Source organism: Actinomadura chibensis NBRC 106107 (assembly GCF_001552135.1).
Classification (GTDB): Bacteria; Actinomycetota; Actinomycetes; order Streptosporangiales; family Streptosporangiaceae; genus Spirillospora; species Spirillospora chibensis.
In genome coordinates this window covers 18,350-42,889 of the sequence record NZ_BCQP01000058.1, presented here as the reverse complement: position 1 = coordinate 42,889, position 24,540 = coordinate 18,350, and the positions used below count along the sequence as shown (strand labels likewise).

Here is a 24,540-nt window from a genome sequence, read left to right as displayed (position 1 = left end):
GCTCGATGCAGACCAAAAGGGATCTGCTCCAGGCGCACCGCCTGATGACCCACCGCGCCTCGCAGGCGCTGATCCTCGCCGAACCCGACTACCCCGAGCAGCCGCTGCGCAAGATGAACGTCGGCACGTTCGCGGGCATCATGGTCGGCATCCTCGTCGCCGCGGGGTTCGGCATCGTCGGGCTGCTGATCGGCGGCGGCAGCGACGGGCTGGACAAGCCCGGCGTCGTCCTCATCGAGAAGGAGACCGGCGCCGCGTTCGTGTGGTGCAAGCCGCGCGGCGCGCAGAAGGACGTGCTGTGCCCGGTCGCGAACTACGCGTCCGCGAAGCTCGCCGCGTCCCTCGCGAACGGGGGCGGCGGCGGACCGGCCGAGCAGAAGTCGGTGTCGGCGAAGTCGCTGTCGAAGTTCACCCGCGGCCCGATGATCGGCATCCCCGGCGCGCCCGACTCGGTGCCCGCGGCGAAGCGGCTGGTCGGCGGGCCGTGGTCGGTGTGCGTGCGGCAGAACGCGGGCGGCGGCCCCGGGCAGTCGGTGGTCTCGCTCGTCGGCGGGCGCGACGTCGGCGGCGAGCCGCTCGACCCGGCGACCGGCGTCGTCGTCAGCACGGGCGCGAACAACAACTGGCTGATCTGGAAGAACCAGCGGATGCTGCTGTCCCCTGCCGGGCTCACCGTCCTCAGCGCGTCGGCGCCCGCCGCGGTGTCGCCCGGGTTCGTCAACGCGCTGCCGCCCGGCCCCGACTTCGCCCCGCCGCGCATTCCGGGCGCGGGCGGCAAACCGCAGTTCGCCGGGGCCGCGGGCGTGATCGGGCAGGTCTTCCGGGTGAAGGGCGTCGGATCGGGCGACCAGCCGTACGTCCTGATGGCGGACGGCTACGCGCCGATCAGCCCGCTGCAGGCGGCGCTCATCCAGAACTCGGCCGCCTACACCCAGCCGAAGGACACCCCGCTCGACGGCGCGGCCGTGACGAACCACCGGTCGGCGCAGCCCGTCCTGGACGAGCGGCTCCCGCAGACGGCCATCAAGGTGCGCCCCTACGACGCGAAGGACTCCCTCTGCGTCGTCTACCCCGACACCAAGAAGAGCTCCACGGCGGCCAAGCTCACCATCGGCGGCGGCGCGGACCTGCCCATGCCCACGCAGGCGACCGGGACCGGCGTCGACAACGTGGTGCTGCCGCCGGGGAGCGCCGTCCTCGCGGGTGTGCTGCCCGCCTCCGGATCGATTGAGGCGATCAACACCTACGCGCTCGTGGCCGACGACGGGAAGCGCTACTCGCTCAAGTCTCCGGAGACCGCGAAGGCCCTTGGATACAGCATCTCCGCGGAGAAGAACGACGCCGTCCCGGTGCCCGCGAACCTGCTCAATCTCGTTCCGCAGGGACCGGCGCTCGACCCGCAGAAGGCACTTGAACCCATTCAACCGGGCAGTACCGGCGCATGATCAGAAAAAATGGCGAGTTTCCCAACGAACCGGCGAATCTTGATACGATCGCCCGGCGTTGCGGTTCATGACGGAGGGTTGCCGTGAGTCAAGCGTTCAGCACCGAGTACGCCACGATGCAGCACGCCCAGGCGATGTTCCAGTCCAAGCATCAGGAAATGGTCCAGTTGCTGGACGCGCTGGAAGCCGATCTGCAGAGCCAGCTCGGCCGCTGGGAGGACGACGCGCGCGACGCCTACTTCGAGGCCAAGGGGAAGTGGGACAAGGTCGCGCGTGAGCAGGCCGACACGGTGAAGGAGTTCGGGGAGTCGGTGGGCGCGGCCCACCACAACTACAAGTCCGCCGAGGGGACCAACACCCAGATGTGGGCCTGACACCGCCGGGTCGTCCGTCCGCGCCCCCCGCCGTTTGACGACGACCCCTTTTCGTGTCATGTGGTCTTCCGTAAGCTGAATCGGCGATCATCTGCCGTACTGCATCCGTAACGTGCTTTACGAGGATGTGCGTTGTGCCTGACGATGGTGTTCAAGGTCGACCGGGTCGGCAGTGAACCAACGGGGGCTCGCGCCGCGTCGAACACGAGTGGTACCAAGTCGGGAAGGATGACTGATGAGCCAGAAGTCTTCGGTCGACAGAGGGGAAATGGCCCAGGCGGCCCAGCGGGTCGAAGAGGCCGCGCAGGACCTCCGTAAGATCCAGGCTGATCTCGGTCACGAGCAGGCGGCCCTCTCCGGGCGGTGGATCGGTGAGGCGGGGAGCGCGTTCACCAAGGTGTACAACGAGTTCAACGGTGAGCTGGGCAAGGTCCTGGACGTGCTGAACAACCTGCACGAGAAGCTGGTGCAGGTGAAGATCAATTACGAGGGCAGTGAGCAGCAGCAGACCGAGGCGGTCAATCGGGTCGCCGGACTGCTGAACGGCTGATCGGTCTTCTCAGTACTCACGAGGACACGGAGGAACAATGGGCTACAGCTCGATGGACTTCGGCGCGATGGAGCAGGCGTACGCGCAGTTCCAGCAGAAGTTCAACCAGATGAACTCGGAGCTGGACGATCTGGCCAGCAGCGTCGAGGCCAAGCTGGGTCAGTGGGAGGACGGTGCGCGCGACGCCTACTTCGACGCCAAGCGTCAGTGGGAGGCCTCGGCGGCCGACATCGCGCGGATCGTGCAGCAGCTGGGTCAGGTCATCCAGTCGTCCAGCCACACGGGGCAGGGCACGGTCAAGACCAACGTCGGCATCATCAGCGGCTGACCACACAGACCACAGGCTCCCCGGCCGGCCGCCCGACACCGAGGCGGCCGGCCGTGGCGGCGGTCAGGCGCGAAACTTCTACGAGAGAAGTCAATACGGGGTAGCGGGCGACTCCCGGCCCGCCGGAGGCTCACATGGGTGATCAGAAGAGCGAGATCGACACCGAAGAGGTCAAGAAGATCCTCAAAAAGCTCAGAGCGAACTACGAGGACTTCGACAAGGGCAAGGGCACGCGCAACGACATCTCGGTGCACGGCAACATCACGAACGCCGACCTGGGGCAGTATCCCGCGGTGCAGGGCCTGGCCGCCTCCACCACGGCCGCCTATACGCAGATCAAGACCCAGTACGACCAGTTCCTCCAGAGCTACAAGGGTGTGATCGACGCTCTTGATCGCATGGTGGGCAACCACGACGAGAAGGAACAGCAGAACACGGCCGCCGCCAACCGGGCGATGACGAGCGGTGGTGCTGCCACACCCACCACCAAGAACACGAGCGCGTACTAGGCGCGACTAGGCGGGATCAATACTCATGGGCAAGCACGACGAGCCGATTCGCTCACATCAGAACAGTCCCACAGACTGGGACGGCGGCATCGACGACATGAACAAGATCCTGGATGCCACCAATCCGCAGCGGGTCAGCGACGCCGGCGGATATTACACGGCCGCCGCACAGAAGTTCCAGGAGGCGGCAGGCATCCTTCGCGCGCAGAAAAGCGCGCTCGCCGGCGTCTGGAAGGGCGACGACGCCGACGAGACCCTCAAGCAGATGCAGCGCCTGGTGGACAGCGCGACGGGCATGCAGCAGGTCTCCCACACCACCGGCGCGGCCCTGACGGACCACGGGCAGAAGCTCGACTGGTACAAGACGCACCGTCCCGGCAAGGGGTTCGTCGGCAACCTCTCCTGGGACGACGCGGGCGTCGTCGCGGCGGGCACCATGGTCGGCGGCCCGGGCGGCGGCATGCTCGCCCTCGGCGGCAAGAAGATCGGCGAGGCCCTCGGCATCATCGACAACGCCGAGGAGAAGGCCGCCAAGGAGCACATGAAGCGCCTCGGCGAACGGACCGTCCAGGCCAACGGCAACATGCCGGAACGCATCTCCACCGACCTGCCCATGCCGACCAACGTCGAGCGCAGGATCGGGAACGAGCTTCCGGGCGGCGGCAAGATCAGCGACCCGGGCGGCGGCGGTGGCGGCGGCAGCATCCCGGGCGGCGGCGGCAGCATGCCCGGCGGTGGCGGCGGCAGCCTCCCCGGCGGCGGTCACGGCGGCAACATCCCCGGCGGGGGCAACATCCCCGGCGGCGGTGGCGGCCACCTTCCCGGCGGTGGCGGCGGGGGCAGCATCCCCGGCGGCCCCGGCGGCGGCAGCGACCTCGCCGGTCTCCCGCCCGGCGGTGGCGGCGGCGGCGTCGACCCGTTCGGCAAGGGCGGCCTGCCCGGAGGCGGGCTTCCCGGCGGCGGTGGCGGCGGCAGCATCCCCGGCGGCGGCGCCGGTGCCGGTGGTCTGGCCGGAGGCATGCCCGGCGCCGGACTCGGCGCGGGCAAGGGCGCTCTCGGCGCGGGCCGCGGCCTCGGCAAGGCCGGAGCCGCCGGTCGCGGCGGCATGGGCGGCCCGATGGCCGGACGCGGCGGCGGCGGCAAGGGCGAGGACGAGCACGAGCGCACCACCTGGCTCATGGAGGACGAGGACGTCTGGGGCGGAAACGATGGTGACACCGCTCCTCCCGTGATTGGCTGAGCAAGGCTCAGTCACCAGAGGACGCAGCAGGAGACGGCGTGAGCGGATCGGCGAAGTCGGGCCGCTCACGCCGTGTTCCGTGCAGTGAGGTTTCGTTGTGCGACGGATGACACGATGGCTCGCCGCGATCGGAGCGACATCCGCTCTGGTCCTCACCACCGCGGCTCCCGCCGGAGCGGCACCGGCCCCGCGCTCGGATCAGTGGTGGTTCTCGGCTTGGGAAATCCAGCAGAAGGTCTGGCCCACTACCAAGGGGGCGGGCGTCACCGTCGCGGTCGTCGATACCGGCGTCAACGGCCGAATTCCAGATATGCAAGGCGTCCTGGTTCCCGGCTGGGACGCGATTTCGGGTAGTGGGGACGGGCAGGTCGGACCGTCCTCGGATCTCGACGACTCGCACGGCACCGCGATGGCGGCGCTCATCGCGAGCCAGGGCACGGGCACGGGGTATGTCGGCGTCGCCCCCGAAGCCAAGATCATGTCGTTGAACTCCAACCTGAGCGTCTGGGACAAGGCGATCCGCTTCGCCGCTGATCACGGCGCCAAGGTCATCAACATCTCGCAGGCCTTCGCCGCGCAGGGTGGCTGCCGTCCCGAGGTCCAGCAGGCCATTTCCTACGCCTTGCAAAAGGACATCGTGGTCGTGGCGGGCGCCGGTAACAGCGGCGACGGAGCAAACCCGTCGATGGAGCCCGCGAACTGTGCGGGCGTGCTCGCCGTCGGCGCCGTGGACAACAAGAAGGCGGCCTGGAACGCGACCGAGCGGCAGCCGTATGTCACGGTCGCGGCGCCGGGCTTCCTGGTCAACACCGTGCTCGCCAACGGCCAGGTCACCGACCACGTGGCGGGGACGAGCCAGGCCTCGGCGCTGACCTCGGCGGTGGCGGCGCTGATCCGGTCGAAGTACCCGGAGATGCCGGCGCGTGAGGTCGTCCAGCGGCTCATCAACACGACCAAGGACGCGGGTCCTCCCGGTAAGGACAACATGACCGGGTACGGCGTCATCATTCCGGCCGCCGCTCTGACGGCGAACGTGCCGAAGAACGCGCCGAACCCGGTCTTCGCCGGGTATGACCGCTGGCTGGCATCCCACCCGGAGGCGACCTCCAAGGCGCCCACGAAGACCAAGGTGCCGAAGTCGGAGGCGACGAAGAAGGCCGACCAGGCGGATCGCAACCTCTACATCCTGCTGGGGATCGTCGCCGTGGTCGTCGTCATCGGCGGGGGTGTGCTCCTGCTCCTCGTCCGGCGCGGGAAGAAGAGCCCGCCGCCGATGGGGCCGGGCGGGGGAGCGTCCGGTCCGCCGCCGGGCTGGGGCGGCCAGGCCGCGCCGCCGCAGGGCGGGCAGCCGGTGCCGCCGCAGGGCGGACCGTCCGGATGGGGTGGTCCGCCGCCGGGTGGCCAGGGCGGGCGTCCTTACCTGCCGCCGCAGGGCCCGGGAGGATCGCGACCTCCGAACTGACCTTCATCCCCAAGCGGCCGCCCGCGCGCCCACCTCCGTGCGCGCGGACGGCCGTCCTCATTGGTGTGCAATCAACCCGAACGGAAGAGTGATCATGAAGAGACTGCTGGTGGTCCCGGTCGTCGCGGCCGCGCTGACGCTGGGCATGAGCGCCTGCGGGGGCGACTCGAAGGACGACGCCGGCGGGAAGGTGTCGCCGTCGGGCGGCGGCACCATCACCGGCAACGGTGGCGGCACCATCACGGGCAACGGCGGTGGAGGAAGCACCGGCGGCAGCACCAAGGGCGGCGGCACGAACGGCGGGGGCGGCGGCTCGGAGCTCACCCCGGCGCAGCGCGAGGCGCTCGGCAAGGTGGTGGCGTGCATGCGGAAGAAGGGCTACGGCATGCCCGAGCCGACGTCGCCCGTCGTCGTCCCGACCGACAAGAACGGGAAGAGCGACGCGCAGGTCAACAAGGACTCCGCGGAGTGCGCCGCGCAGTCGCAGCCGTCCGGCGGCTGACGCGCGAACCCTCCAGAAGACCTGGCCGGGGTGACTCCGAAACTCGCCCGCCGACCAGAGCCGTAGAAGCTCGGCAAGGCGCGCGAACCCCCCAGCGAAACCGAGTCACCCCGGCCCACCCCGATCCGAGACGCCGCTCCCCGCCGTATCCCGTTGGCCGCTCCGGGCGCGCCTCCGAGGCCCCGTAGAGCCCGTGCCACGATCCCATGCACGTCCCCTTCGCCCGTCCTTCCTGCTCGAAGCGCTTTCTCTGGAAATTTCCGTATTCCTCCACGACCGAGGGACGCCTGCGCCTCGCAATTAGTGATGAAAGGGGAATTTTCCAGAGATTGCGGGGATTGATCGCGTGGCGAAGACTCACTGACTTCGGTGGTCACCATTCGATCAATGTGGCCTTCCGTAAGGTCAGATTTCCGGCAGCGGGCAATCCTGGCATGTAACCTCGCTTTACGAGGATGTGCGCCGAGCTTGACGGTGATACTCAAGTCGACCATTTCGGTCGTGTTGGGCAGGGTTACCGCGTCGAGCGAGAAGCCGGGGAAGGGTGACTGATGAGCCAGAAGTCTTCGGTCGACAGAGGGGAAATGGCCCAGGCGGCCCAGCGGGTCGAAGAGGCCGCGCAGGACCTCCGTAAGATCCAGGCTGATCTCGGTCACGAGCAGGCGGCCCTCTCCGGGCGGTGGATCGGTGAGGCGGGGAGCGCGTTCACCAAGGTGTACAACGAGTTCAACGGTGAGCTGGGCAAGGTCCTGGACGTGCTGAACAACCTGCACGAGAAGCTGGTGCAGGTGAAGATCAATTACGAGGGCAGTGAGCAGCAGCAGACCGAGGCGGTCAATCGGGTCGCCGGACTGCTGAACGGCTGAGTCAGGTGATCCGGTCGTCCAGTCACACGGGGCGGGGCGCGGTCAAGACCAACGTCGGCATCGGCTGACCGAGACGGGGTAGCGGGCGACTCCCGGCCCGCCGGAGGCTCCCATGGGTCATCAGAAGAGCGAGATCGACCGCGACGAGGTCAGGAAGATCATCCGGGCCTTGAAGGTCGAGCGCGAGAAATTCGAAAGCGGTGATGGAAGCACTTTCGACCTCCAGCAGAACGGCAACATCACCATGCACGACCTCGGAATGTATCCGGCCGGTCAGGTCTTGGGCGCGTCCACCAGTGCGGCGTACACACAGATCTCGGGTCAGTACCAGGCCTTCCTCAGCAGCTACGACAAGCTGATCGCAGCTCTAGAGCGCATGGTCGCGAACCATGACGAGAAGGAACAGACGAACAGCACCGCCATCTACGGGACGATTTCGAGTGGTGGCGCGAAACTGGGGCGGCGAGACGCACCGGAATGGGGCGGGAACTGAGCATGGGCGACGAACGGTTCCAGGTGCCCATCCGCTCCAACACGGATAACGGCCAGCAATGGTCCGGCGACATGGACGCCATGCATCAACTCTTCGCGGGCATCAACCCCGAGAGAGTGATCAAGGCCGGACGCGTGTTCAGGAACGTCTCCAACAGGTTCGAGAGCATTGCGGGCGCCCTCCGTACCCAGTCGTCCGCATTGGCCGCCGTCTGGAACGGCGACGACGCGGACGCCACCATCACGCAGATGCGGAAGCTGCAGCGGAGCGCCGAGAACATCTACCAGGTCTCCGGTAGGACGGCCTGGGTCCTGACCGAGCACGGCGAGAAGTTGGACTGGTACAAGGAGCATCTTCCCAAGGAAGGTTTCTTCAAGGGACTCACCTGGGATCAGGCGGGGATCGTCACCGGAGGTACTCTCCTGGGCGGCCCGGTTGGTGGCTTGATTGGGCTGAGCAAAGGCGAAGCCTTAGGGCTGATCAAACACACGGAGTCCAAGGCCGCCGTCGAATACGTCCAGCGCCTGAGTGACCATGCCCGCGAGGCCAATGCCGCCATGCCGACGCAACTCGATGTCGAGCTTCCGCAGTCCCAGGTCTCAGGTGGGCTTCCACCGAACACTCCCCCTGGAGACGGCGTCCCCGGTGGTGGCCTCCCCGGCGGTGGGGGAGGGGTCCCGGGCGGTGGTCCTGGAGGCATCCCCGCTGGTGGAGGCGGCGGCATGCCGGGCGGCATCCCAGGCGGTGGTGGCCTTCCCAGTGGAATCGGCGGTGGCGGCGGCAGTGACCTCGCCGGACTTCCCGGCGGCGGTGGCGTCGACCCGTTCGGCAAGGGCGGCCTGCCCGGAGGCGGGCTTCCTGGCGGCGGTGGCATTCCCGGCGGCGGTGCCGGTGGGATGGCCGGTGGCGTTCCCGGCGGTCTGCTCGGTTCCGGTTCCACCAGCGCGGGCCGGGGCGGTGTCGGCGGCGGTCGAGGTCTCGGCAAGGCCGGTTTGTCGGGACGTGGTGGCATGGGCGCTCCCATGGGCGGTGGCCGTGGCGGCGGCGGAAATGGCGAGGACGAACACGAGCGCACCACCTGGCTCACCGAAGACGAAGACGTGTGGGGCGGAAACGATGGCGACACCACACCGCCCGTGATTGGCTGACGCCGAGTTCGGTCACGAGACGATGTAGGAGTCGGCGTGAGCGAATCGATTTCATCGTGACGTTCACGCCTTCTTCCTCTGTAGTGAGGTTTCGATATGCGACGGATGGCGCGACTGTTTGCCGCGATGACCGCCAGTTCGGCCCTGGTTCTGACCACGGCGATGCCAGTCGGCGCGGCTCCCAGAGGGCGCGAAGACCAGTGGTGGTTTTCGGCTTGGGCGGTGGAGAAGAAAGTCTGGTCGGTAAGTACGGGGAAAGGGGTCACCGTCGCCTTAGTCGACAATGGGGTTAATGGACGGATTCTTGATCTCCAGGGAGTCGTGGTCCCCGGAACCGACGCGTTGACGGGCAGCGGCGATGGCCAGATCGGACCCACATCGGATGTGGACGCCTCGCACGGCACGGGGATGGCCGGTCTGATCGCCGCGCAGGGAACCGGCACCGGATACGTGGGCGTCGCTCCCGATGCGAAGATCATGTCGGTGAAATCGAACCTCACCGTGTGGGACAAGGCGATCCGCTACGCCGCTGATCACGGTGCCGAAGTGATCAGTATTTCCCAGGCGTTCGCCGCTGTTCGGGGATGCCGTCCGGAAGTCCAGCAGGCGATTTCCTACGCGCTGCAGCGGGATGTCGTCGTCGTCGCGGGCGCCGGTAACAACGGTGCCGGGGACAATGAGTCGATGGAGCCCGCGAACTGCGCGGGCGCCCTTGCGGTCGGGGCGGTCAACCTCCAGAGAACTCCGTGGGCGGGCAGCGAGCGCCAGCCCTATGTAGCGGTGGCGGCGCCCGGCTACGCCGTCAACACGCTCAACGCCGATGGTCGGGTGGCCACGAACCGCGTCGGGACGAGCCAGGCGACGGCGTTGACCTCCGCGGTCGCCGCCCTCATCCGGTCGAGGTTCCCGCGGATGTCGGCTCGCGAAGTGGTCCAGCGCATCATCAATACGACCGAGGACGCGGGCCCTCCCGGCAAGGACGACAGGACCGGCTACGGGGTCGTCATTCCGCGTGCCGCGCTGACCGCCGACGTTCCCAAGTCCGCGCCCAATCCGGTCTTCGCCGCCTACGACGAATGGGTGAAGACGAACGGGCTGCCAGCCGCGGTGACTCCAGGCAAGTGGTCCGGGAAGAGAGCGGACGACAGCGACGATCAGGCGGCGCGGAATACGTGGGTGCTCATTGGCGGGGTTGTTGTGGCCGGGATGCTCGGGGTGGGGTTCGTCGTCTTCGTGGTGGTGCGGGGGAGGAGGCGGGCCGGGCGGGTGGCGTCTGCTGGCGGGCCTCAGCAGGGTGGGCCGCCTTTTGTGCCGCCGGACGGGTCGGGGGGTTCCCGGCCTCCGCAGTAGTTCCTTCTTTGAGTGGCCGTGGCTGGGTGTTGGGCTCCGGCTAGACGGAGGTGGCGGGCGAGGTCGTTGCGCGTGTGCGCTGGCTGGGCTATGACATGCCTGACTCGAACAAACCGGGTGGGAGTTCCTGAGGTCTCCCTGAGATCCCCGTCACCGCTCAGGCGGGGGTCTCAGGGGCTGGAGCGGGCGTTCGGTCGGGGCCCCGGAGCCCCTAGGCTGGCACCGGGACGAGAGGAGGGCGGGTGCCGGACTCGGGTTGGCAGCTTGGCGTGTTGCGCGAACTCGGCGCGTCCCAGCGCGGCTTCGCGACGTTCGGGTCGGCGGCGGCCCGTCCGGCGGACGCCGGATGGGGGGCGGAGGCGGCTCAGCGGAGTGCCCGGCAGGAGCCCTCGGCGGCCCCCGCCGGTGCGCGGGATCCGGAGCCTCTCGCGGCGCCTCCGGCCGCGCCCGTGGCGCCGCAGCCGACCGCGCAGGCGGCGCAGGCCGAGCAGGTCGAGCAGGCGGAGCCACCGGGGCCGCCGCAGCCGTACGAACCGTTTCCTGATCCGCCGCAGCAGGCGCCTGCGGAGGCCGCTCAGCCGGCGTCCTATGACCCGTTTCCTGATCCGCCGCAGCAGGCGCCTGCGGAGGCCGCTCAGCCGGCGTCGTACGACCCGTTTCCGGACGCGCCGCAGCCGAGCCCGCCCGAGCCCGCACCGCCCGCGACGCCGGAGCGGCCGCCGTTGGAGCAGCAGGCCGCCGAGCCCGTGGCGCAGCAGCCGCAGCAGCAGGCCGCCGAGCCCGAGGTCCCGCTGGTCAACGAGGAGTTCAGTTGGGAGGCGGCGATCACCCCGGTCGGGGGCGGCGCACCGCAGGCCCCCGGGCTCCCGCAGGCTCCCGGAGCCGAGGAGCAGGAGCGTGACGCGTCCGGCGGGCATCCCGCGCCGCCGCCCGTCCAGACGCCTGGGCAGCCGGTCCCGCCGCCCGCACCGCCGCAGCAGCAACACCAGCATGGCGCGGTGCCCACGGCGGACGAGTTCGTTCGGAAGAACCAGCACGGCGACGCGTTCGTGCGCCGGATGGGACGCGGTGTCCGCAAGGCGGTCGGCGCGTCCGGGCAGATCAGGACGCAGGCCGAGATCGCGGAGTACCTGCGCCGTCCGGTCGGCGGGTTCCGGCAGATCACGGTGGTCAGCGTCCGCGGCGGCGCCGGGAAGACGACGATGGCCGCGCTGCTGGCGACGGAGCTGGCCCGGCACCGTCCCGACCGGGTCCTCGCCATCGACGCCGACGCGGAGCTCGGGTCGCTGCCGCTGCGGCTCGGCGTCCGGTCCGAGCTGTCGCTGTTCGACCTCGCCGCGCAGCAGCCGCGGACGTTCGAGGAGGCCGCGCAGTACCTGAAGCAGACCAGGGAGGGGCTGTGGGTCCTCGCCGCGACCCGCGGCGGCCGGATCACCGGTGAGTTCACCTTCGACACGTACCAGGCGGCGTTCACCACGGTGAGCCGGTACATCTCGGCCGCCATCACGGACTGCAGCGCGGGCATCCTCACAGATCTACACCGCTCGCTCCTCGGCCAGTCGCACAGCGTCGTGCTGGTCACCCCCGGGACGGTCGACGGTGCGCTGAGCGCGCGCGGGGCCCTGGAGTGGTTCTCGCAGGGCGCGCAGCGCGGCCTGCTGGCGCGGACGGTCATCGCGATGGTCTCGCACGCCCCCCAGGTCGGCGCCGACCTCGCCCGGGCCGCGCAGATGCTGACCGCGTGGGGGACGCCGGTCGTGCACGTCCCCTACGACCGGCAGATCGCGACCGGCGCGGCCGTCGACTTCTCCCGGCTGGGCGAGGCCACCCACGCGGCCGTCAGCCGTATCGCCTACGAGGCGTTCGCGCGTTCGCTCGGCGACGTCGCCCCCGGCGCCCGCTGAGCGGAGCGGCGGAGCGGAGGCGGGGGAAAGGGACGGCCGGAGCGCGGGCGTTGGGACGCGGGCGCTCCGGCCGGTAGAGGGTCAGCGGGTCAGTTCGACCAGATCAGAGTGTTGGTGATCTCGACGCCGAGTTCGCCCGCCGTGGCGAAGACGCTGCCGGTGCGGCCGCCGGTCGGACCGCCGTTCGACCAGTACGACTGGGCGTAGACGACGGACGAGCCCTGCGACCAGGACCGCGTCCAGTAGGCGGGGTCGGGGCGCGGCTGCGGCAGCCCGCTCGCGTCGGACGGGGTGAGCAGCAGCGGCCACCCCTCGGTGTTCGTGACGTTGCTGACGCTGCTCGCCGCCGACGGGCTGGCGAACTTCGCGATCGACACCGACGTGATGATGTTCTTGGTCGGGTTCGCGTACACCGCCGAGTACATCTCGCCGACGCACGGGTTCACGCGCAGGGCGGTCTGCAGTTTGGCGTTGGCGCGGCTGGTGCAGGACGCGGTGCGCGTGCCCGCGCGGGTGAAGGTGTTGCCCTTCGCCGTCCGGATGGTCGGGCCCAGGATGGAGGCCGGGTCGGACGACGTCCCGCTGGACGGCGAGGACGACGGCGTCGACTCGGGTGAGTAGGGAGTGTAGGACGGGCTGTACGGCGTGTAGCTCGGGTACGCGGACGTCCGGTGGGAGTCGTGGTCACCGGTGTTGAGGATGACGAACGCGCCGATGCCGATGAACGCGAGTACCACCACCACACCGATGATCAGCAGCGGGACGAGCGCGCCGCCGCCGCCTCCTCGGTGCGGAGGCGGGAAGCCGGGGCCGCCGGGCGGCAGCGGCGGGCCCGGCGGCGGGGGCGGCGGAAACGGGCCGCCCGGGGGCTGGCCGGGCCATTGGGGGGAACTCATGAGCGCTCCGTGCTTGTGTCCATGCGGGGGACGGTTCGCGGATCGCACCAGATTAGCGGGCGGAAGTTCCCAATTTCACGAGGGATGGTAGGTATGACTCCGGATGTACGTGCCCGGCGGGGGCGGCGGGGCGTCCGGATGTCTCATAGGGTTGCGCTGGAGAGGGGAGGCAGGTGTCCGACTCAAGCCGGCGGCCGGCCGCGGCGCGCGGCGACGGCCCGCTCAGTCCGCCCGATGGGGTGACCCGATGAGCAGTGACCTGGTGGCGCTGGTGCGCCGCCGTCCGGACGTGCACGCCGTGGCGGACGGTCTGATCGCCCTCGGCGAGCCGCTGGAGCTGCGCGGCGGGGAGCCGGACCCGACCCTGCTCTACGACGCCGAGGGCCGGCTGCTCGTCTCCATCGAGGACGCGGTGCAGGTGTCCGCGCGGAGCGAGATCCGGCGGCTGCTCGGCGCCGACTTCGCCGACCGGGTGGCGGTCCCCGTCTGGTGGGTGGACGTCCGCGCCGTCGGCGACATGCCGGACGCGGTGCGGGTGGCGCGCCGGTTCGCCGACTCCCTCGTCCACTGGGCCGGGGGAACGGTCTACCCGGACGGCGCGAGCGAGGCCCCGGCGCGGAGCTGGAAGGCGTCCGGGCAGGGCGGCGGCGGGTCCGCCGCGCAGGCGCCCGGCCAGGACGGCGCCGCCTACCAGGGCGGGGTCATCGGCGGCTAGCCGAAGGCCCCGAGCTCACGTCCAGTCGCGGGTGAGGTCGAGTTCCCACGGGACGAGGTTCCACGGGCTGTGCGGCTCGGTCGACAGTTCGTGGATGAGGTGTTCGTACTCGCCCTGCGTCTTCCCGCCGCCGCCCGACCAGAGCCGGCGTCCCTGGAGGTAGCAGGTCGCCATGTCCTGCCAGGACTTGTAGCGCCGCTGGATGTCGAGGGCCAGCGGCAGCATGCGCTCCCAGCAGTATTCCTCCGTCAGCCAGCCGACCATGTAGCCCCAGCGGTAGAGCATCAGCGCGCGGCCGTAGTCCCAGATGAGGAACCGTCCGACGTTGGCGCGCAGCTCCGGGTCGGCGAGGGCCTTCAGGCGGTGCAGCTCCTCGGCGGCGTGGTTGCGGTCGTTGAAGAGCTGGTGGAGGAACTGCGCGAGCTCCGCGCCCTCCTCGCTGGCGTCGGCGCCGGGCTCGTCGCGCAGCAGCTTCGGGACGAGCCGGGCGTACGACCCGCCCTCGTCCCCGTACCGGACGCGGACCAGTTCGATGAGCCGTTCCACGAACGGCGGTTCGAGCCGGTCGCCCGCGATAAGGCCGTCGACCTCGCGGAGCAGCGTCCCGTACTCCTCCTGCGCGGCGGGCGGACGCGCGGCGAGGTGCGCGTCGTGGGCGAAGTCGGCGCGGTGCCCGTCCTGGACGAGCCAGTTGACCGCGCCGAGGAGCTGTTCGAGGTCGTAGGCGCCCCACGGGTCGTGGAGGAGTTCCTGCGCGGCGCGGCGGTCGGCGGTGGCGGCGTCCGCGCCGGGCGCGGCGCCGAGCCGGTCGATCCGGAACCCGTTGATCGCGGCGTAGGGCGCGCCCGCCGCGACGATCCAGCGCTGCACGGGGGTGAGGCCGCCGCCGTGGGCGAGGACGCCGGGCAGGTCCGGCGCGGAGATCAGCTCCCAGAGCCGCCGCTGGAACTCGGCGGCCTGCCGCCGCTCGCTGTCGAAGAACCCGGCGAGCTGCTTGCGCAGCGACGGATGCCGGACGTACAGCCGCCGGAAGAAGCGCCCGTTCTTCCACACGAGGTGTTCGGGGCGCAGGTCGCGGAACGGGATGCGGGTCCGCCGGTGCACGAGCGTCCGTTCGGCGAACCGCAGTTCGAGGTCGGGCCACAGGCCGTGCAGCGGGGTGAAGCGCAGGAGCACGAAGTAGCCGAGGGAGACGGCGATCAGGGCCGCGCCCGGGCCGAGCACCCAGCGGGCCTCGTCCTGCAGCCCGGTGAGCGACATGACGGCCCCGCCGAGCAGCGACGCGACGCCGCCCACGCCGAGGGACAGGAACCAGCCCGTCGTGACGACGAACGACCCATCGATGCGGAGCACCGCCTCCTCGCCGTCGAACTCGAACGACCCCTCGGCGAGGGTCCCCTCGACGGCCCGCTCAAGCGCGTCGAGCTGACCGGCCTCTCCCATGGGCAGGACCGTACATCATCCCTTACGGGTAGATCATCCGCACTGTGCAGGCGTTTGTCGGGACGGCCACCGCGATGACCGCTTCACCGCACCTCTCACACCGCGCGCGGGACGGTCAGCCCGACTGGAGGTGCTGCATGAGGAGGCTGTGCCGCTGCCAGCCGTCCTGGGAGCGGCCGTCCCCGAGCGGGAAGAAGGTGAGCGGCGCGCGCGGCGGTCCGACCTGCTGGCCGGGGATGCCGGTCGGCCCGGCGACGGTGCCCGCGACGGCGAGCGCGACGGGGGCGGGCGCGCCCGTCCAGCGCGGCTCGGTGGTGAGGTCGGCCCGGCCGGGGGTGACCTGGACGAACAGCGACGCGACCGGCTGGTCGGCGGCGAGCGCGCCGACCAGCGTCGGGAGGTGCTGGAGCGGCGGCGGGTCCGCCGGCATGTAGCCGACGGTGACGGTGCTGACCTCGGCGACGCCGCCGCCGTCGGCCGTGGTGAAGTCGCAGATGGCCTGCGCGGGGCGCGGCCCGTCGCCGCCGACGAGGAGCCGCGCGGTGGCCCGCCCGCGCGCGTACTCGGTGAACCGGTCGCGGCGCCAGGGGTGCTCCAGCGGCTCGGTCGGCCCGAGCGCGCCCGGCTGCTTGCCGGTGAGGAGCTGGAGGAGGCGCTCGACGGGCCCGCCGATGTCGCCCTCGGCGCCGTGCCGGGTGCGGTAGACGAGGGTGAGCTGCGCGCCGATCGGCGCGGTCGGGCGGGTGGTGAACCCGGGCGCGTAGTCGCGCGCCTCCGGGACGGGGACGAACGTCCCGCCGTTCCACTTGAGCGGGCGCCCGGTGAGGCCCTCGTAGTAGCCGTCGCCGTCGCGGACGACCCACTGCACGTCCTGCCCGGACGCGGCCGTCCGCAGCGGGAGCGACAGCCGCGAGTCGAGGGGCGTGACGAGCTGGAGGGTGCGCCCGCTGCCGGCGCAGTCGGCTAGCGCCCTGTTCAGCCAGGCGCTCAGCGGCACGAGGGGCCGGTCCTGGAGGACGACCATGGCCTGGTCGGTCAGCGCGTCTACGGTGCTCATCTTCGGAGGAGTCTAGCGACCGCGGCCGGGCGGGGAGGGGCGCACCACGGGCCTCCGGCGCCCCTCCCGGCGCACCCGTCCGGGGCCGGACGACTTGCCGCGACCGAGGTGGCCATTGTCCAATCTGTGCTGAAATGGTGCGGATGCCGCGAGCCGCCGTGCCCTCCCGCGTGTACTACGCGGACGCCGCCCCGCCGCAGCCGGGGCCGCCGGCGCGGGGGCGGCTGTGGCGCGTGCTCGGCTGGCTGTCGGTCGCGATGTCGGTGGTGCTGGTCGGCGCGAGCCTCACCGCCTACGGGTTCTGGCGCAGGCTGGACGGCCAGATCGACCGCGAGCACGTCGACGACCGGCTCGGCGAGAACCGGCCGGCGAAGCTCAACAACTCGCTGAACATCCTGATGATGGGGTCCGACAGCCGCGCGGGGGAGAACGCCCGCTACGGCGTCGAGGCCGGGCAGCGCTCGGACACGACGGTCCTGCTGCACATCTCGCCCGGCGGGGAGAGCGCGATCGGGATCAGCTTCCCGCGCGACTCGATGGTGCAGATGCCGCCGTGCGAGAAGAAGAACGGCGCGAAGATCCCGGCCCAGTTCGGGATGATCAACGCGGCGTTCTCCAACGGCGGCCCGGCCTGCACCTGGCGGACGATCGAGTCCCTCACCAAGATCCACATCGACCACTACGTCGAGGTGGACTTCGCCGGGTTCAAGCGCGTCGTGGACGCCCTCGGCGGCGTCGAGATCTGCGTGCCGAGGCGCATCGACGACCCGAAGGCCGAACTGCACCTCAAGGCGGGACGGCAGGTCGTCCGGGGCGAGCAGGCGCTCGGGTACGTCCGCACCCGGTACGTCCTCGGCGACGGCTCCGACCTCGACCGGATCAAGCGGCAGCAGGCGTTCATGGCGTCCGTCGTGCAGAAGGCGACCGACAAGGGCATGCTCACCGACCCCGGCCGCACCTACGGCTTCCTGTCCGCCGCGACGAAGTCGATCAAGGCGGACGACCGGCTCACGCTCTCGGTCATGCAGAAGCTCGCGGCCGGCCTGCGCGGGATGAGCGCGGGGAAGGTGCGGTTCGTGACCGTCCCGGTGCAGCCGTTCCCGCAGGACAAGAACCGCGTCCAGTTCGACATGGCGCAGGCGGAGCCGCTGTTCCGGGCCGTCCGGGAGGACAACAGACTGCCCGAGCCCGCCGCCCCGGCGCCGGTCGTGGCGCAGAACGGGGTGCGTCCCGTCCCGCCGAACCAGGTGAGGGCGGCGGTCTTCAACGCGTCCGCGGTGCCGGGCCTCGCGCAGCGGACCGCGGACCAGCTCGCCGAGCGCGGCTTCCAGATCGTCAAGGTCGGCAGCAGCAAGAAGCGGTATCCGCGCACGCAGATCCTCTACGGGGTGGGCGCGGAACGGCAGGCCGCGCGGATGTCGCTCGCGGTGCCCGGGCATCCGCCGCGTCCCTGGGCGGCCGCCAAGCCCGGCTACGTGTACCTGGTCATCGGCAAGGACGGGGCGATGCTGAGCGGGCAGAACGCCGCCGTCCCGAAGGTCGCGGGCGAGGTTCGGGCCGATCGCGACATCTGCGCTCAATCCTGACTCGTCGCCGACCGGGCACGCCGGTCACGCCTCTTTTGTCGCGGCACACCGGTATCTTGACCCCGGCCAACCATCGAAGCCGCCGACGCGTCCCACGTAGGACGCGACAACTAAATCCTCCCGACCCCCGCCCCGAGGAGCCGCCCCCCGCACCGGGCTCTCCGGGTGCCACGCTCCCCCCGGAACGGAAGCATGAAGCCCGAACCCTTCAGCCTCCTGATGACCGTCTACGGCGGTGACCACGAGGAACACGTGCGGGACGCCTTCCACAGTGCGGTGCACGACCAGACCCTCCGCCCCGACCAGGTCGTCCTCGTCCAGGACGGTCCGGTCTCCGCCGAACTCGCCGGCCGCCTGCGCGCGCTGGTCGAGGGCAGCCCAGTCGAGGTGACGTTCGTGCGGCTCGACGAGAACCGCGGCCTTGGCCCGGCGCTGGACGCGGGCCTGCACGCCGCCCGCCACGACATCGTCGCCCGGATGGACGCCGACGACGTCGCCATGCCGCACCGCTTCCAGGTCCAGGTGCCGCTGGTGCGCGCGGGCGCCGACCTCGTGGGCGCGGGGCTGCTGGAGTTCGGCGCGGACATCACCGACATCGTCGGGCGGCGCGTCCCGCCGAGCGACCCGGCCGACATCGCCCGCTACTCGCGGCTGCACGACCCGTTCAACCATCCGACGGTCGTGTACCGGCGCAGCGCCGTCGTCGCGGCGGGCGGCTACGGCGACCTCCCGCTGATGGAGGACTACTGGCTCTTCGCCCGGATGATCGCCAACGGCGCGCGGACGGTGAACGTCGCCGAGCCGCTCGTCTTCTACCGGGTCGGGGACGGCGCCTACGAGCGGCGCGGCGGCCGCGACCTGCTCCGCTCGGAGCTGCGGCTGCAGCGGCAGATGCTCCGGGAGGGCTTCATCTCCCAGCCGCAGTACTGGCGGAACGTGATGGTGCGGGGCGGGTACCGGCTCGTCCCGACCGCGATCCGCAGGCCGTTCTACCGGCGGGTGGTCGCCTCCTACGGCGCGCGGCGCAACCGGTCCCGCGACCGGGACGACGCGCGCGGCGCCGTGGAGCCCGTCCGGTTCGTGCCGCGCGCCCGCGCGGCCGAGGGGTACGACGCCCCCGGGCTGGACCCTGCGCCGCCGCACCCCGAGCACTAGCACTGAGCCGTCAGGGCGCGGGGCGCTTCCAGAGGACGGGCTGCTCGCCGGAGCGGGCGACCGTGCGGCCGACGCCGAGCAGGGCGCCCTTGAACGGGGCCAGCCCGGTGATCTCCTGCCGTCCGGCCGCGCCGAGGACGCTGTCGCCCGGCGCCTGCTCCCGCCAGGACGCGCCGTCCGCCGACGTCCACGCGACCACGTCGGCCGCGCCCGCGGGCCCGGCGGTCCCGGTGACGACGAAGCCGCCCGGCGTCGCCGTCACGGCCGTCACCCTGACCGGATCGTTCGAGCCGGACACGGGCGGCGTCGCCGGACGCCACGTCCGGCCGCCGTCGGCGGAGGAGTAGCCGAGCATCGCCGTCCCGGACGAGCCGAGCGCCTCGCCCGCCGCGAACAGCGCGTTCCCCTTCGCCGCGACGTGCGTGAGCCAGCCCTGCGACAGCCCGGCGGGCAGTTTCAACTCCTGCAGCCGCCACTTCTTGCCGTCCGGCGAGCTCCACACCGCGGGGCGCCCGCCGGGCCTGCCGGGCCACTGCATGCCGCCGACCGCGGCGAAGCCGAACGTCCCGCCCGCGGCGTCGCGGACCCAGCGGCCCCCGCCCTTCTCGGCGGTGAGGTCGGTGCGGCCGACGCCGCGGCCCCGCTGCCAGGTCTTCAGGTCGGGGGAGAACCAGATCGCGCCGGACGGCCCGTCGTCCCCGACGACGACGTACCCCGCCTGCCCGGCCGCCGCGCCCTGCGTGGCGAGCGGCTGCGAGCCCTTCCGCTGGAACACGGGGTCGGTGTCGGCGGGACGCCAGAGCGCGCCGTCCGCCGACGTCATCACCAGCGGGCCGCGCGGGGCGCCGCCGCCGTCGCCGACCGCGAGCCAGCCCGCGGCGCCGTGCGCCACCGCCGTCAGCCGCTGCAGCGCGGGCCGGGACACCCCGCCGGAGAAGCGGGCGCGGGTCCAGGACGCGCCGTCGGCCGACGTCCAGATCGCGGCGTCGCCGCCGGTGCTGCCGACCGCGACCGCGGGCGTGCCGTCGGCGGCGGCGACCGCGGCGACCGCCTGGTCGGGCCGGAACGCGCCGGGGATCTTCAGCGGGTCGACCGGGAGTTCGGCGCCGCGCGCGTCCCGCACCGCCAGCAGCGGGTTCAGGTCGCCCTCGCCCGGGTCGCGGCCGACCAGCACCGTCTGCTCGGCGGTCGCGGACGCGCCGAGCAGGGCGCGGCCGGACGCGGCGGGGAGCGTCCCGGCGTCCTGCCAGGACGCGCCGTCCGCGGACCGGCTCACGGCGACGTCGCGCGCCCGCTCCACGATGGCGGCGTACCCGGCGTCCGTCGAGAGCAGCTGCCTGACCTGCCGGTATCCGGACGGCGCCAGCTTCCCGGCCGCCTTCCACCGGGCCGCGTCCGGGGACGTGTACACCTGCCCGAACACCGACTTGCCCGACTGCACCTCGCGGACGGCGACGAGGCCCGTCCGGCCGCCGCCGATGCGCAGGCCGCGGGTGCCCTTCGGCGCGGGGATCTTGGCGGGGGTCCACGTCCGGCCGCCGTCGGTGGACCGCCACGCGCGGCGGAACGACGCCTTGCCCGGCGACGGCGTGTGCGCGCTCTCCATCAGGACCGTGCCGCCGCTCGCCGCCGCCTCCTCCAGGACGACCTTGCCGCGCAGCGGGACGCCGATCCGGGAGCCGGTCAGCGCGTCCCAGTTGCGGCCGTCCGCGGACAGCCACACGGCCGGGGTCGCGTCGCTGAAGTCGCCCTTGCGGGACTGCTCGCCGAGCGCGAGGAAGCCCTTGTCGGTGCCGATGACCTGGGTGACGCGGCTGCCGGGGCCGAACACGTCGCCCGCCGCGTCGGGCTGGCGGCGCCAGGCGCGGCCGTCCGCGCTCGTCCACACCGCGCCGCCGCCGGGACGCGTGCCGATCGCGACCCAGCCGCCCTGGCCGCCCGCGACCACGCGCGGCACCTCGCCGGGACCGGGCTCGCCGCCGTCCGCGCCCCGCACTTCGGCGGTCTTGAACGTGCGGCCGCCGTCGCCGGACACGACGAACACGCCCCGGTAGTTGCCCGGGTCGGCCTCGCCGCCCACCGCGACCACGGTGGCGCCGGACGCCGCGACGCCGGTGAGCTCCTGGTCGCGTCCGTCGACGCGGGCGGCGGGGTCGGCGGCGAACAGCTTCCCGGCGAGCCTCGCGCCGTCCTCGCCGCCGTCGTCCGAGCCGCCGCCGCGGCCGTTCAGGATCACGAAGCCGCCCGCGACCAGGCCGCCGACGACCACGACACCGGCCGTCCCGAGGAGAACTTTCTTGGCGACGCCCCCGCCCTTGCGCTTGGGCTTCGGCGCCTGCCGCCAGGGCTCGTCGACCTGCGGCGGGGGCGCGACCGGATGCGGCGCCACGGGGCCGGGGGAGGCGGCGGGGCCCCGGCCGGGGACGTCCTGCGCGTACGGGAACGGCTGCGGCGCCGCCGGCGCCGGTGTCTGGCCGGGGATCTCCTGCGCCCAGGGGAACGGCTCGGGAGCCGGTGCCCTCGGGGTGTCGGGGATCTCCTGCGCGTAGGGGAAGGGCTCGGCCGCCGGGGGCTTCGGTGTCTCCGGGATCTCTTGCGCGTAGGGGAAGGGCTCGGCAGCCGGAGGCTTCGGGGTTTCCGGGATCTCCTGCGCGTACGGGAACGGCTCCGGGGCCGGTGGCCGGGGAGCGGGAGGCTGCGGAGGCGGGGGCTGGGGCGAGGGGGCGGGCGGGTCCGGGACCTCCTGCGCCCAGGGGAACGGCGGGAGCGGCGGGAGCTGCTGCTCGGGCTGCGCCGGACGCGCCGCCGGACGCTCCACGCGGGTGCGGTCGGCGCCCTCCTCCTCGTCCTCGGTCTCGGTCTCGGCGGACGGCGTGCCTCGGGAGAAGTCGGTCATGGTGAAGTCGGCCAGCCCGCCGGACGGCCGCGCGGCCCGCTTCACGACCTGCGTCCTGCCGTCGTCGTCCTCCGCCGGTTCCTCGGACGGCGCCGGATCGGCGGCGGGCTCGGCGGGCTCGGCGGGCTCGGCGGGCTCGTCGTCCTCGTCCAGCCACTGCGGACGCGGCGGCGGGCCGGGCAGGTCGTCCCGGTGCTCGCCGTCCGGCGTCTCCTTCGGAGTCACACCCGCCTCCCCGTCGGCCCTCCGCGGTCGTGGTCGTCAGGGATCATATCGACGCATGGCCGCCGAAATGACCTCCGCCGTCGGGCGGGGACGGCGGCGCAGCCCGTCCGCGAGACCGGCCCGCAGGCCCCTGCGCAGGACGGCCCGGTCCGCCGACCGGACGTACGTCCGCACCCACCGCCGCACCGACGACCCCGCGTACAGGACGCGCTCCCAGGGCGCGAGTCCCCGGCTGCGCGTGAACAGCCACACCTTGTTCCGCACCTCGTAGTAGAAGCGGTCGCCGGGGTCGGCGTCGGCGCCGCCGAACGTCCGCGTCTTGTGGACGGCGACGCTCGCCGGGCAGTACAGCCCGGACCGCCCGCGCAGCAGCCGCGTCGTGAACTCGAAGTCGTCGTTCCAGAGGAAGTAGTCGGCGACCGGCAGCCCGCGCTCGCGCACCGCGGCCGCGTCCACGAGGACGGACACGAACGACGCCGACCGGATCGGGCGGCAGCCCGCCGCCGACGCGGCGGCGAGCTCGGCGCGCGAGGCGCCCGGCTTGACGCGCGGGGTGTTCATCGGGTGGTCGCGGCCGTCCGTCCACACGACGCGGCTCGCGACGAGGACGGGTTCCGGCGCCGCCCGCTCGCGCGCGTCCAGCAGGGCGGCGAGCGCGCCCGGCTCGGGAATCGTGTCGTCGTCCATCAGCCAGAGGAGCAGCGTCCCGGCGCGGCCGGTCTCCAGCGCGCGGGCGATCCCGGCCGCGAAGCCTCCCGCGCCGCCGGTGTTCGCGGCCAGCTCGACCAGGTCGACGTCCGGGAACCGGTCGCGGACGAGCGCCGCCGTGCCGTCGCCGGACGCGTTGTCCACCACGACGACGCCGTCCGGCGGACGGGTCTGGCGGCCCAGCGCGTCCAGCGCCTCCGTCAGCAGGTCGCGCCGGTTGTGGGTGACCACGACGGCGTACACCGTCGGCCTCATCGCCGCGCGGCCCTGCTCGACAGGACGGTCCCCGGCGCGTCCGCCCCGTCGTCCTCGGACTCGGAGTCGGGCTCGGGCGCGGGCGGCGGCGGCTCGATCCCCTTGATCCTCTCGACGAGATGCCAGTAGCCGACCCGCATCCTCCACACGGCCCCGTTGCGCTCGCTGAGGTGCCGCGCCATCAGCTTGGGCAGCGCCGTCTCGTGCTGCTCGCGCCGTTCGCGCTGAAGTTCGGTGAGCTCTTCGGTGAGCACGGAGACCCGGTCGAGGAGGCCGAGGATCGTGTGCGCGGCGGCGTCGAGGAGGTCGGCGTCGCCGGGCGCGCCGGACTCCGGCGCCCGCGCGGGCCCGCGCGGCCGCAGCTCCTCCAGGTCGCCGACCACGTCGTAGCCTCCGGCGCGGACCGCGTCCACGCGCTCGTGCGCCTTCGCCTCCGCCCACGCGCGGCGCTCGGCGGGCAGCGGCACCCGTCCCGGCCCGCCCCGCCCGGGGAGGACGGTCAGCGCCAGGACGTCGGTGACGAGGCGGTGGTACAGCCACATCGGGACGTCGTCGTCGACGGCCGCGTTCACCCGCCGGAGCAGCTCGGTCTCCGTCCAGCTCAGCGACGCGTTCGCGCGGGCCTCGGACGGGTCGGCCACGGACGGGTCGAAGCCCACCAGCCCGGCGAACCGCTCCCAGAGCAGCTCGCGGGGCGCGTCCGGGCCGGGGACGGTCAGCACGTGCACCCGTTCCGGCGGGACGTGCCGCGCCCACCGTCCGAGCACGTCGGCCACGTCGTGGACCCGCCAGAACCACCAGGCCGCGCCGGTGCCGCGCGGGCCGTCGACCACCTCGTCCAGCCAGTGGTCGAAGCCGTAGTGGAACCGGTGCTTGACGTACTCCTGCCATTCGGACGGCAGCAGCCCCGTCAGGTCGCGCGCGGAGTAGACGACGTGGACCTCGCAGGGCGCGAGCGACCGGACGACCCGTCCGGCGACCTCCTCGTCCACCGCGCAGATGACCTCGTTGGAGATGACGGCGGCGCGGTGTCCGGACGACGCCTTGACCGCGTCGGCGAGCTCGTCCCAGGCGCCGTCCCAGCCGGGGCCGGGATCGTCGGGCTCGGGCTTCATCCCGCGGAGGTCGCGCGCCGCGCGGACGTGCGCGTCGAACGAGCCGCCCGGCAGAAGCACCCCCGCCTCGGAAAGGGCGTCGGCGTTCTTCCAGAGCAGACCTTGGAGAAATGTCGTGCCGCTTTTCGGGGCGCCGATATGGAGGTAGACGACCGGCGGGGAGTCGCCGGAGACCGCTGCCACCAGTGGACTCCTCTGGCTGGACGGGTGCGACGCGCGGGGCGCCGGTCCGGATCACAAGGCAGGGTACAACCGGCCAACCGGGGTCATTCAGCACAACCGGGATGAGGGTGTCGGTATCTTAGCGGGCGGCATCGT

General features: G+C 72.1%; 22 protein-coding genes. 16 read left to right on the top strand and 6 right to left on the bottom strand.

Annotated elements, in window-relative coordinates:
- Positions 1-5: 5 nt before the first annotated feature.
- The 13 genes from eccB (at position 6) to ACH01S_RS31460 (ending at position 12,171) form a co-directional block, all read left to right on the top strand.
- A complete protein-coding gene (eccB, locus tag ACH01S_RS31525; protein WP_067900018.1) occupies positions 6-1,445 on the top strand; it encodes a type VII secretion protein EccB in 1,440 nt (479 codons plus the stop codon).
- An 83-nt stretch (positions 1,446-1,528) separates the two neighbouring features.
- Complete coding sequence (locus tag ACH01S_RS31520) at positions 1,529-1,819, top strand: WXG100 family type VII secretion target (protein WP_067900015.1); 291 nt, start codon at positions 1,529-1,531, stop codon at positions 1,817-1,819.
- Positions 1,820-2,054: 235 nt separating this feature from the next.
- Positions 2,055-2,369, top strand: coding sequence for a WXG100 family type VII secretion target (locus ACH01S_RS31515; RefSeq protein ID WP_083981362.1), 315 nt, complete (start codon positions 2,055-2,057; stop codon positions 2,367-2,369).
- 37 nt (positions 2,370-2,406) lie between these two features.
- Positions 2,407-2,697, top strand: a complete 291-nt coding sequence (locus tag ACH01S_RS31510; RefSeq protein ID WP_067900012.1) for a WXG100 family type VII secretion target — start codon at positions 2,407-2,409, stop codon at positions 2,695-2,697.
- A gap of 134 nt (positions 2,698-2,831) precedes the next feature.
- Positions 2,832-3,206 carry a hypothetical protein gene (locus tag ACH01S_RS31505; protein WP_067900009.1) on the top strand — a complete coding sequence of 125 codons (375 nt, stop codon included), beginning with the start codon at positions 2,832-2,834 and terminating at the stop codon, positions 3,204-3,206.
- A 97-nt stretch (positions 3,207-3,303) separates the two neighbouring features.
- On the top strand, positions 3,304-4,446 hold the full coding sequence (locus ACH01S_RS43945; protein ID WP_157406337.1) for a WXG100 family type VII secretion target: 1,143 nt from the start codon (positions 3,304-3,306) through the stop codon (positions 4,444-4,446).
- 106 nt (positions 4,447-4,552) lie between these two features.
- Complete coding sequence (locus ACH01S_RS31495) at positions 4,553-5,908, top strand: S8 family serine peptidase (RefSeq protein ID WP_067900004.1); 1,356 nt, start codon at positions 4,553-4,555, stop codon at positions 5,906-5,908.
- Between the two features lie 94 nt (positions 5,909-6,002).
- Positions 6,003-6,410 carry a hypothetical protein gene (locus tag ACH01S_RS31490; RefSeq protein WP_148344781.1) on the top strand — a complete coding sequence of 136 codons (408 nt, stop codon included), beginning with the start codon at positions 6,003-6,005 and terminating at the stop codon, positions 6,408-6,410.
- Between the two features lie 551 nt (positions 6,411-6,961).
- Positions 6,962-7,276 (top strand): WXG100 family type VII secretion target, encoded by a 315-nt coding sequence (locus tag ACH01S_RS31485; protein WP_083981362.1) that lies wholly within the window; start codon positions 6,962-6,964, stop codon positions 7,274-7,276.
- 112 nt (positions 7,277-7,388) lie between these two features.
- Entirely contained in the window at positions 7,389-7,769 is a 381-nt protein-coding gene (locus ACH01S_RS31480; protein WP_067899993.1) for a hypothetical protein, read from the top strand.
- A 2-nt stretch (positions 7,770-7,771) separates the two neighbouring features.
- Positions 7,772-8,917: a WXG100 family type VII secretion target gene (locus tag ACH01S_RS43940; protein WP_148344782.1), complete on the top strand. Its 1,146-nt coding sequence runs from the start codon at positions 7,772-7,774 to the stop codon at positions 8,915-8,917.
- A gap of 105 nt (positions 8,918-9,022) precedes the next feature.
- Entirely contained in the window at positions 9,023-10,267 is a 1,245-nt protein-coding gene (locus ACH01S_RS31465) for a S8 family serine peptidase (protein WP_067899985.1), read from the top strand.
- 242 nt (positions 10,268-10,509) lie between these two features.
- A complete protein-coding gene (locus tag ACH01S_RS31460) occupies positions 10,510-12,171 on the top strand; it encodes a MinD/ParA family ATP-binding protein (RefSeq protein WP_067899982.1) in 1,662 nt (553 codons plus the stop codon).
- 89 nt (positions 12,172-12,260) lie between these two features.
- Here the strand turns inward: ACH01S_RS31460 and ACH01S_RS31455 are convergent, their stop codons facing one another.
- On the bottom strand, positions 12,261-13,067 hold the full coding sequence (locus ACH01S_RS31455) for a hypothetical protein (protein WP_067899979.1): 807 nt from the start codon (positions 13,065-13,067) through the stop codon (positions 12,261-12,263).
- A 247-nt stretch (positions 13,068-13,314) separates the two neighbouring features.
- Between ACH01S_RS31455 and ACH01S_RS31450 the strand changes: the two genes are divergently transcribed.
- Entirely contained in the window at positions 13,315-13,782 is a 468-nt protein-coding gene (locus tag ACH01S_RS31450) for a hypothetical protein (protein ID WP_174564929.1), read from the top strand.
- Between the two features lie 15 nt (positions 13,783-13,797).
- Here ACH01S_RS31450 and ACH01S_RS31445 read toward each other — a convergent pair whose 3' ends face one another.
- Positions 13,798-15,225, bottom strand: coding sequence for a DUF1266 domain-containing protein (locus ACH01S_RS31445; RefSeq protein ID WP_067899978.1), 1,428 nt, complete (start codon positions 15,223-15,225; stop codon positions 13,798-13,800).
- A gap of 115 nt (positions 15,226-15,340) precedes the next feature.
- Entirely contained in the window at positions 15,341-16,282 is a 942-nt protein-coding gene (locus ACH01S_RS31440) for a DUF6177 family protein (RefSeq protein ID WP_222869227.1), read from the bottom strand.
- Between the two features lie 143 nt (positions 16,283-16,425).
- Between ACH01S_RS31440 and ACH01S_RS31435 the strand changes: the two genes are divergently transcribed.
- Complete coding sequence (locus ACH01S_RS31435; protein ID WP_157406336.1) at positions 16,426-17,868, top strand: LCP family protein; 1,443 nt, start codon at positions 16,426-16,428, stop codon at positions 17,866-17,868.
- Between the two features lie 192 nt (positions 17,869-18,060).
- Positions 18,061-19,023, top strand: a complete 963-nt coding sequence (locus tag ACH01S_RS31430) for a glycosyltransferase (protein ID WP_083981357.1) — start codon at positions 18,061-18,063, stop codon at positions 19,021-19,023.
- 10 nt (positions 19,024-19,033) lie between these two features.
- Here ACH01S_RS31430 and ACH01S_RS31425 read toward each other — a convergent pair whose 3' ends face one another.
- Genes ACH01S_RS31425 through ACH01S_RS31415 form a run of 3 tightly spaced genes read right to left on the bottom strand, consistent with a single transcriptional unit; the run spans position 19,034 to position 24,405 of the window.
- Positions 19,034-22,144, bottom strand: coding sequence for a sialidase family protein (locus ACH01S_RS31425; protein WP_067899975.1), 3,111 nt, complete (start codon positions 22,142-22,144; stop codon positions 19,034-19,036).
- Positions 22,145-22,180: 36 nt separating this feature from the next.
- Positions 22,181-23,095: a glycosyltransferase gene (locus ACH01S_RS31420; protein WP_255220359.1), complete on the bottom strand. Its 915-nt coding sequence runs from the start codon at positions 23,093-23,095 to the stop codon at positions 22,181-22,183.
- An 8-nt stretch (positions 23,096-23,103) separates the two neighbouring features.
- On the bottom strand, positions 23,104-24,405 hold the full coding sequence (locus tag ACH01S_RS31415) for a hypothetical protein (protein WP_067899969.1): 1,302 nt from the start codon (positions 24,403-24,405) through the stop codon (positions 23,104-23,106).
- Positions 24,406-24,540 lie beyond the last annotated feature (135 nt).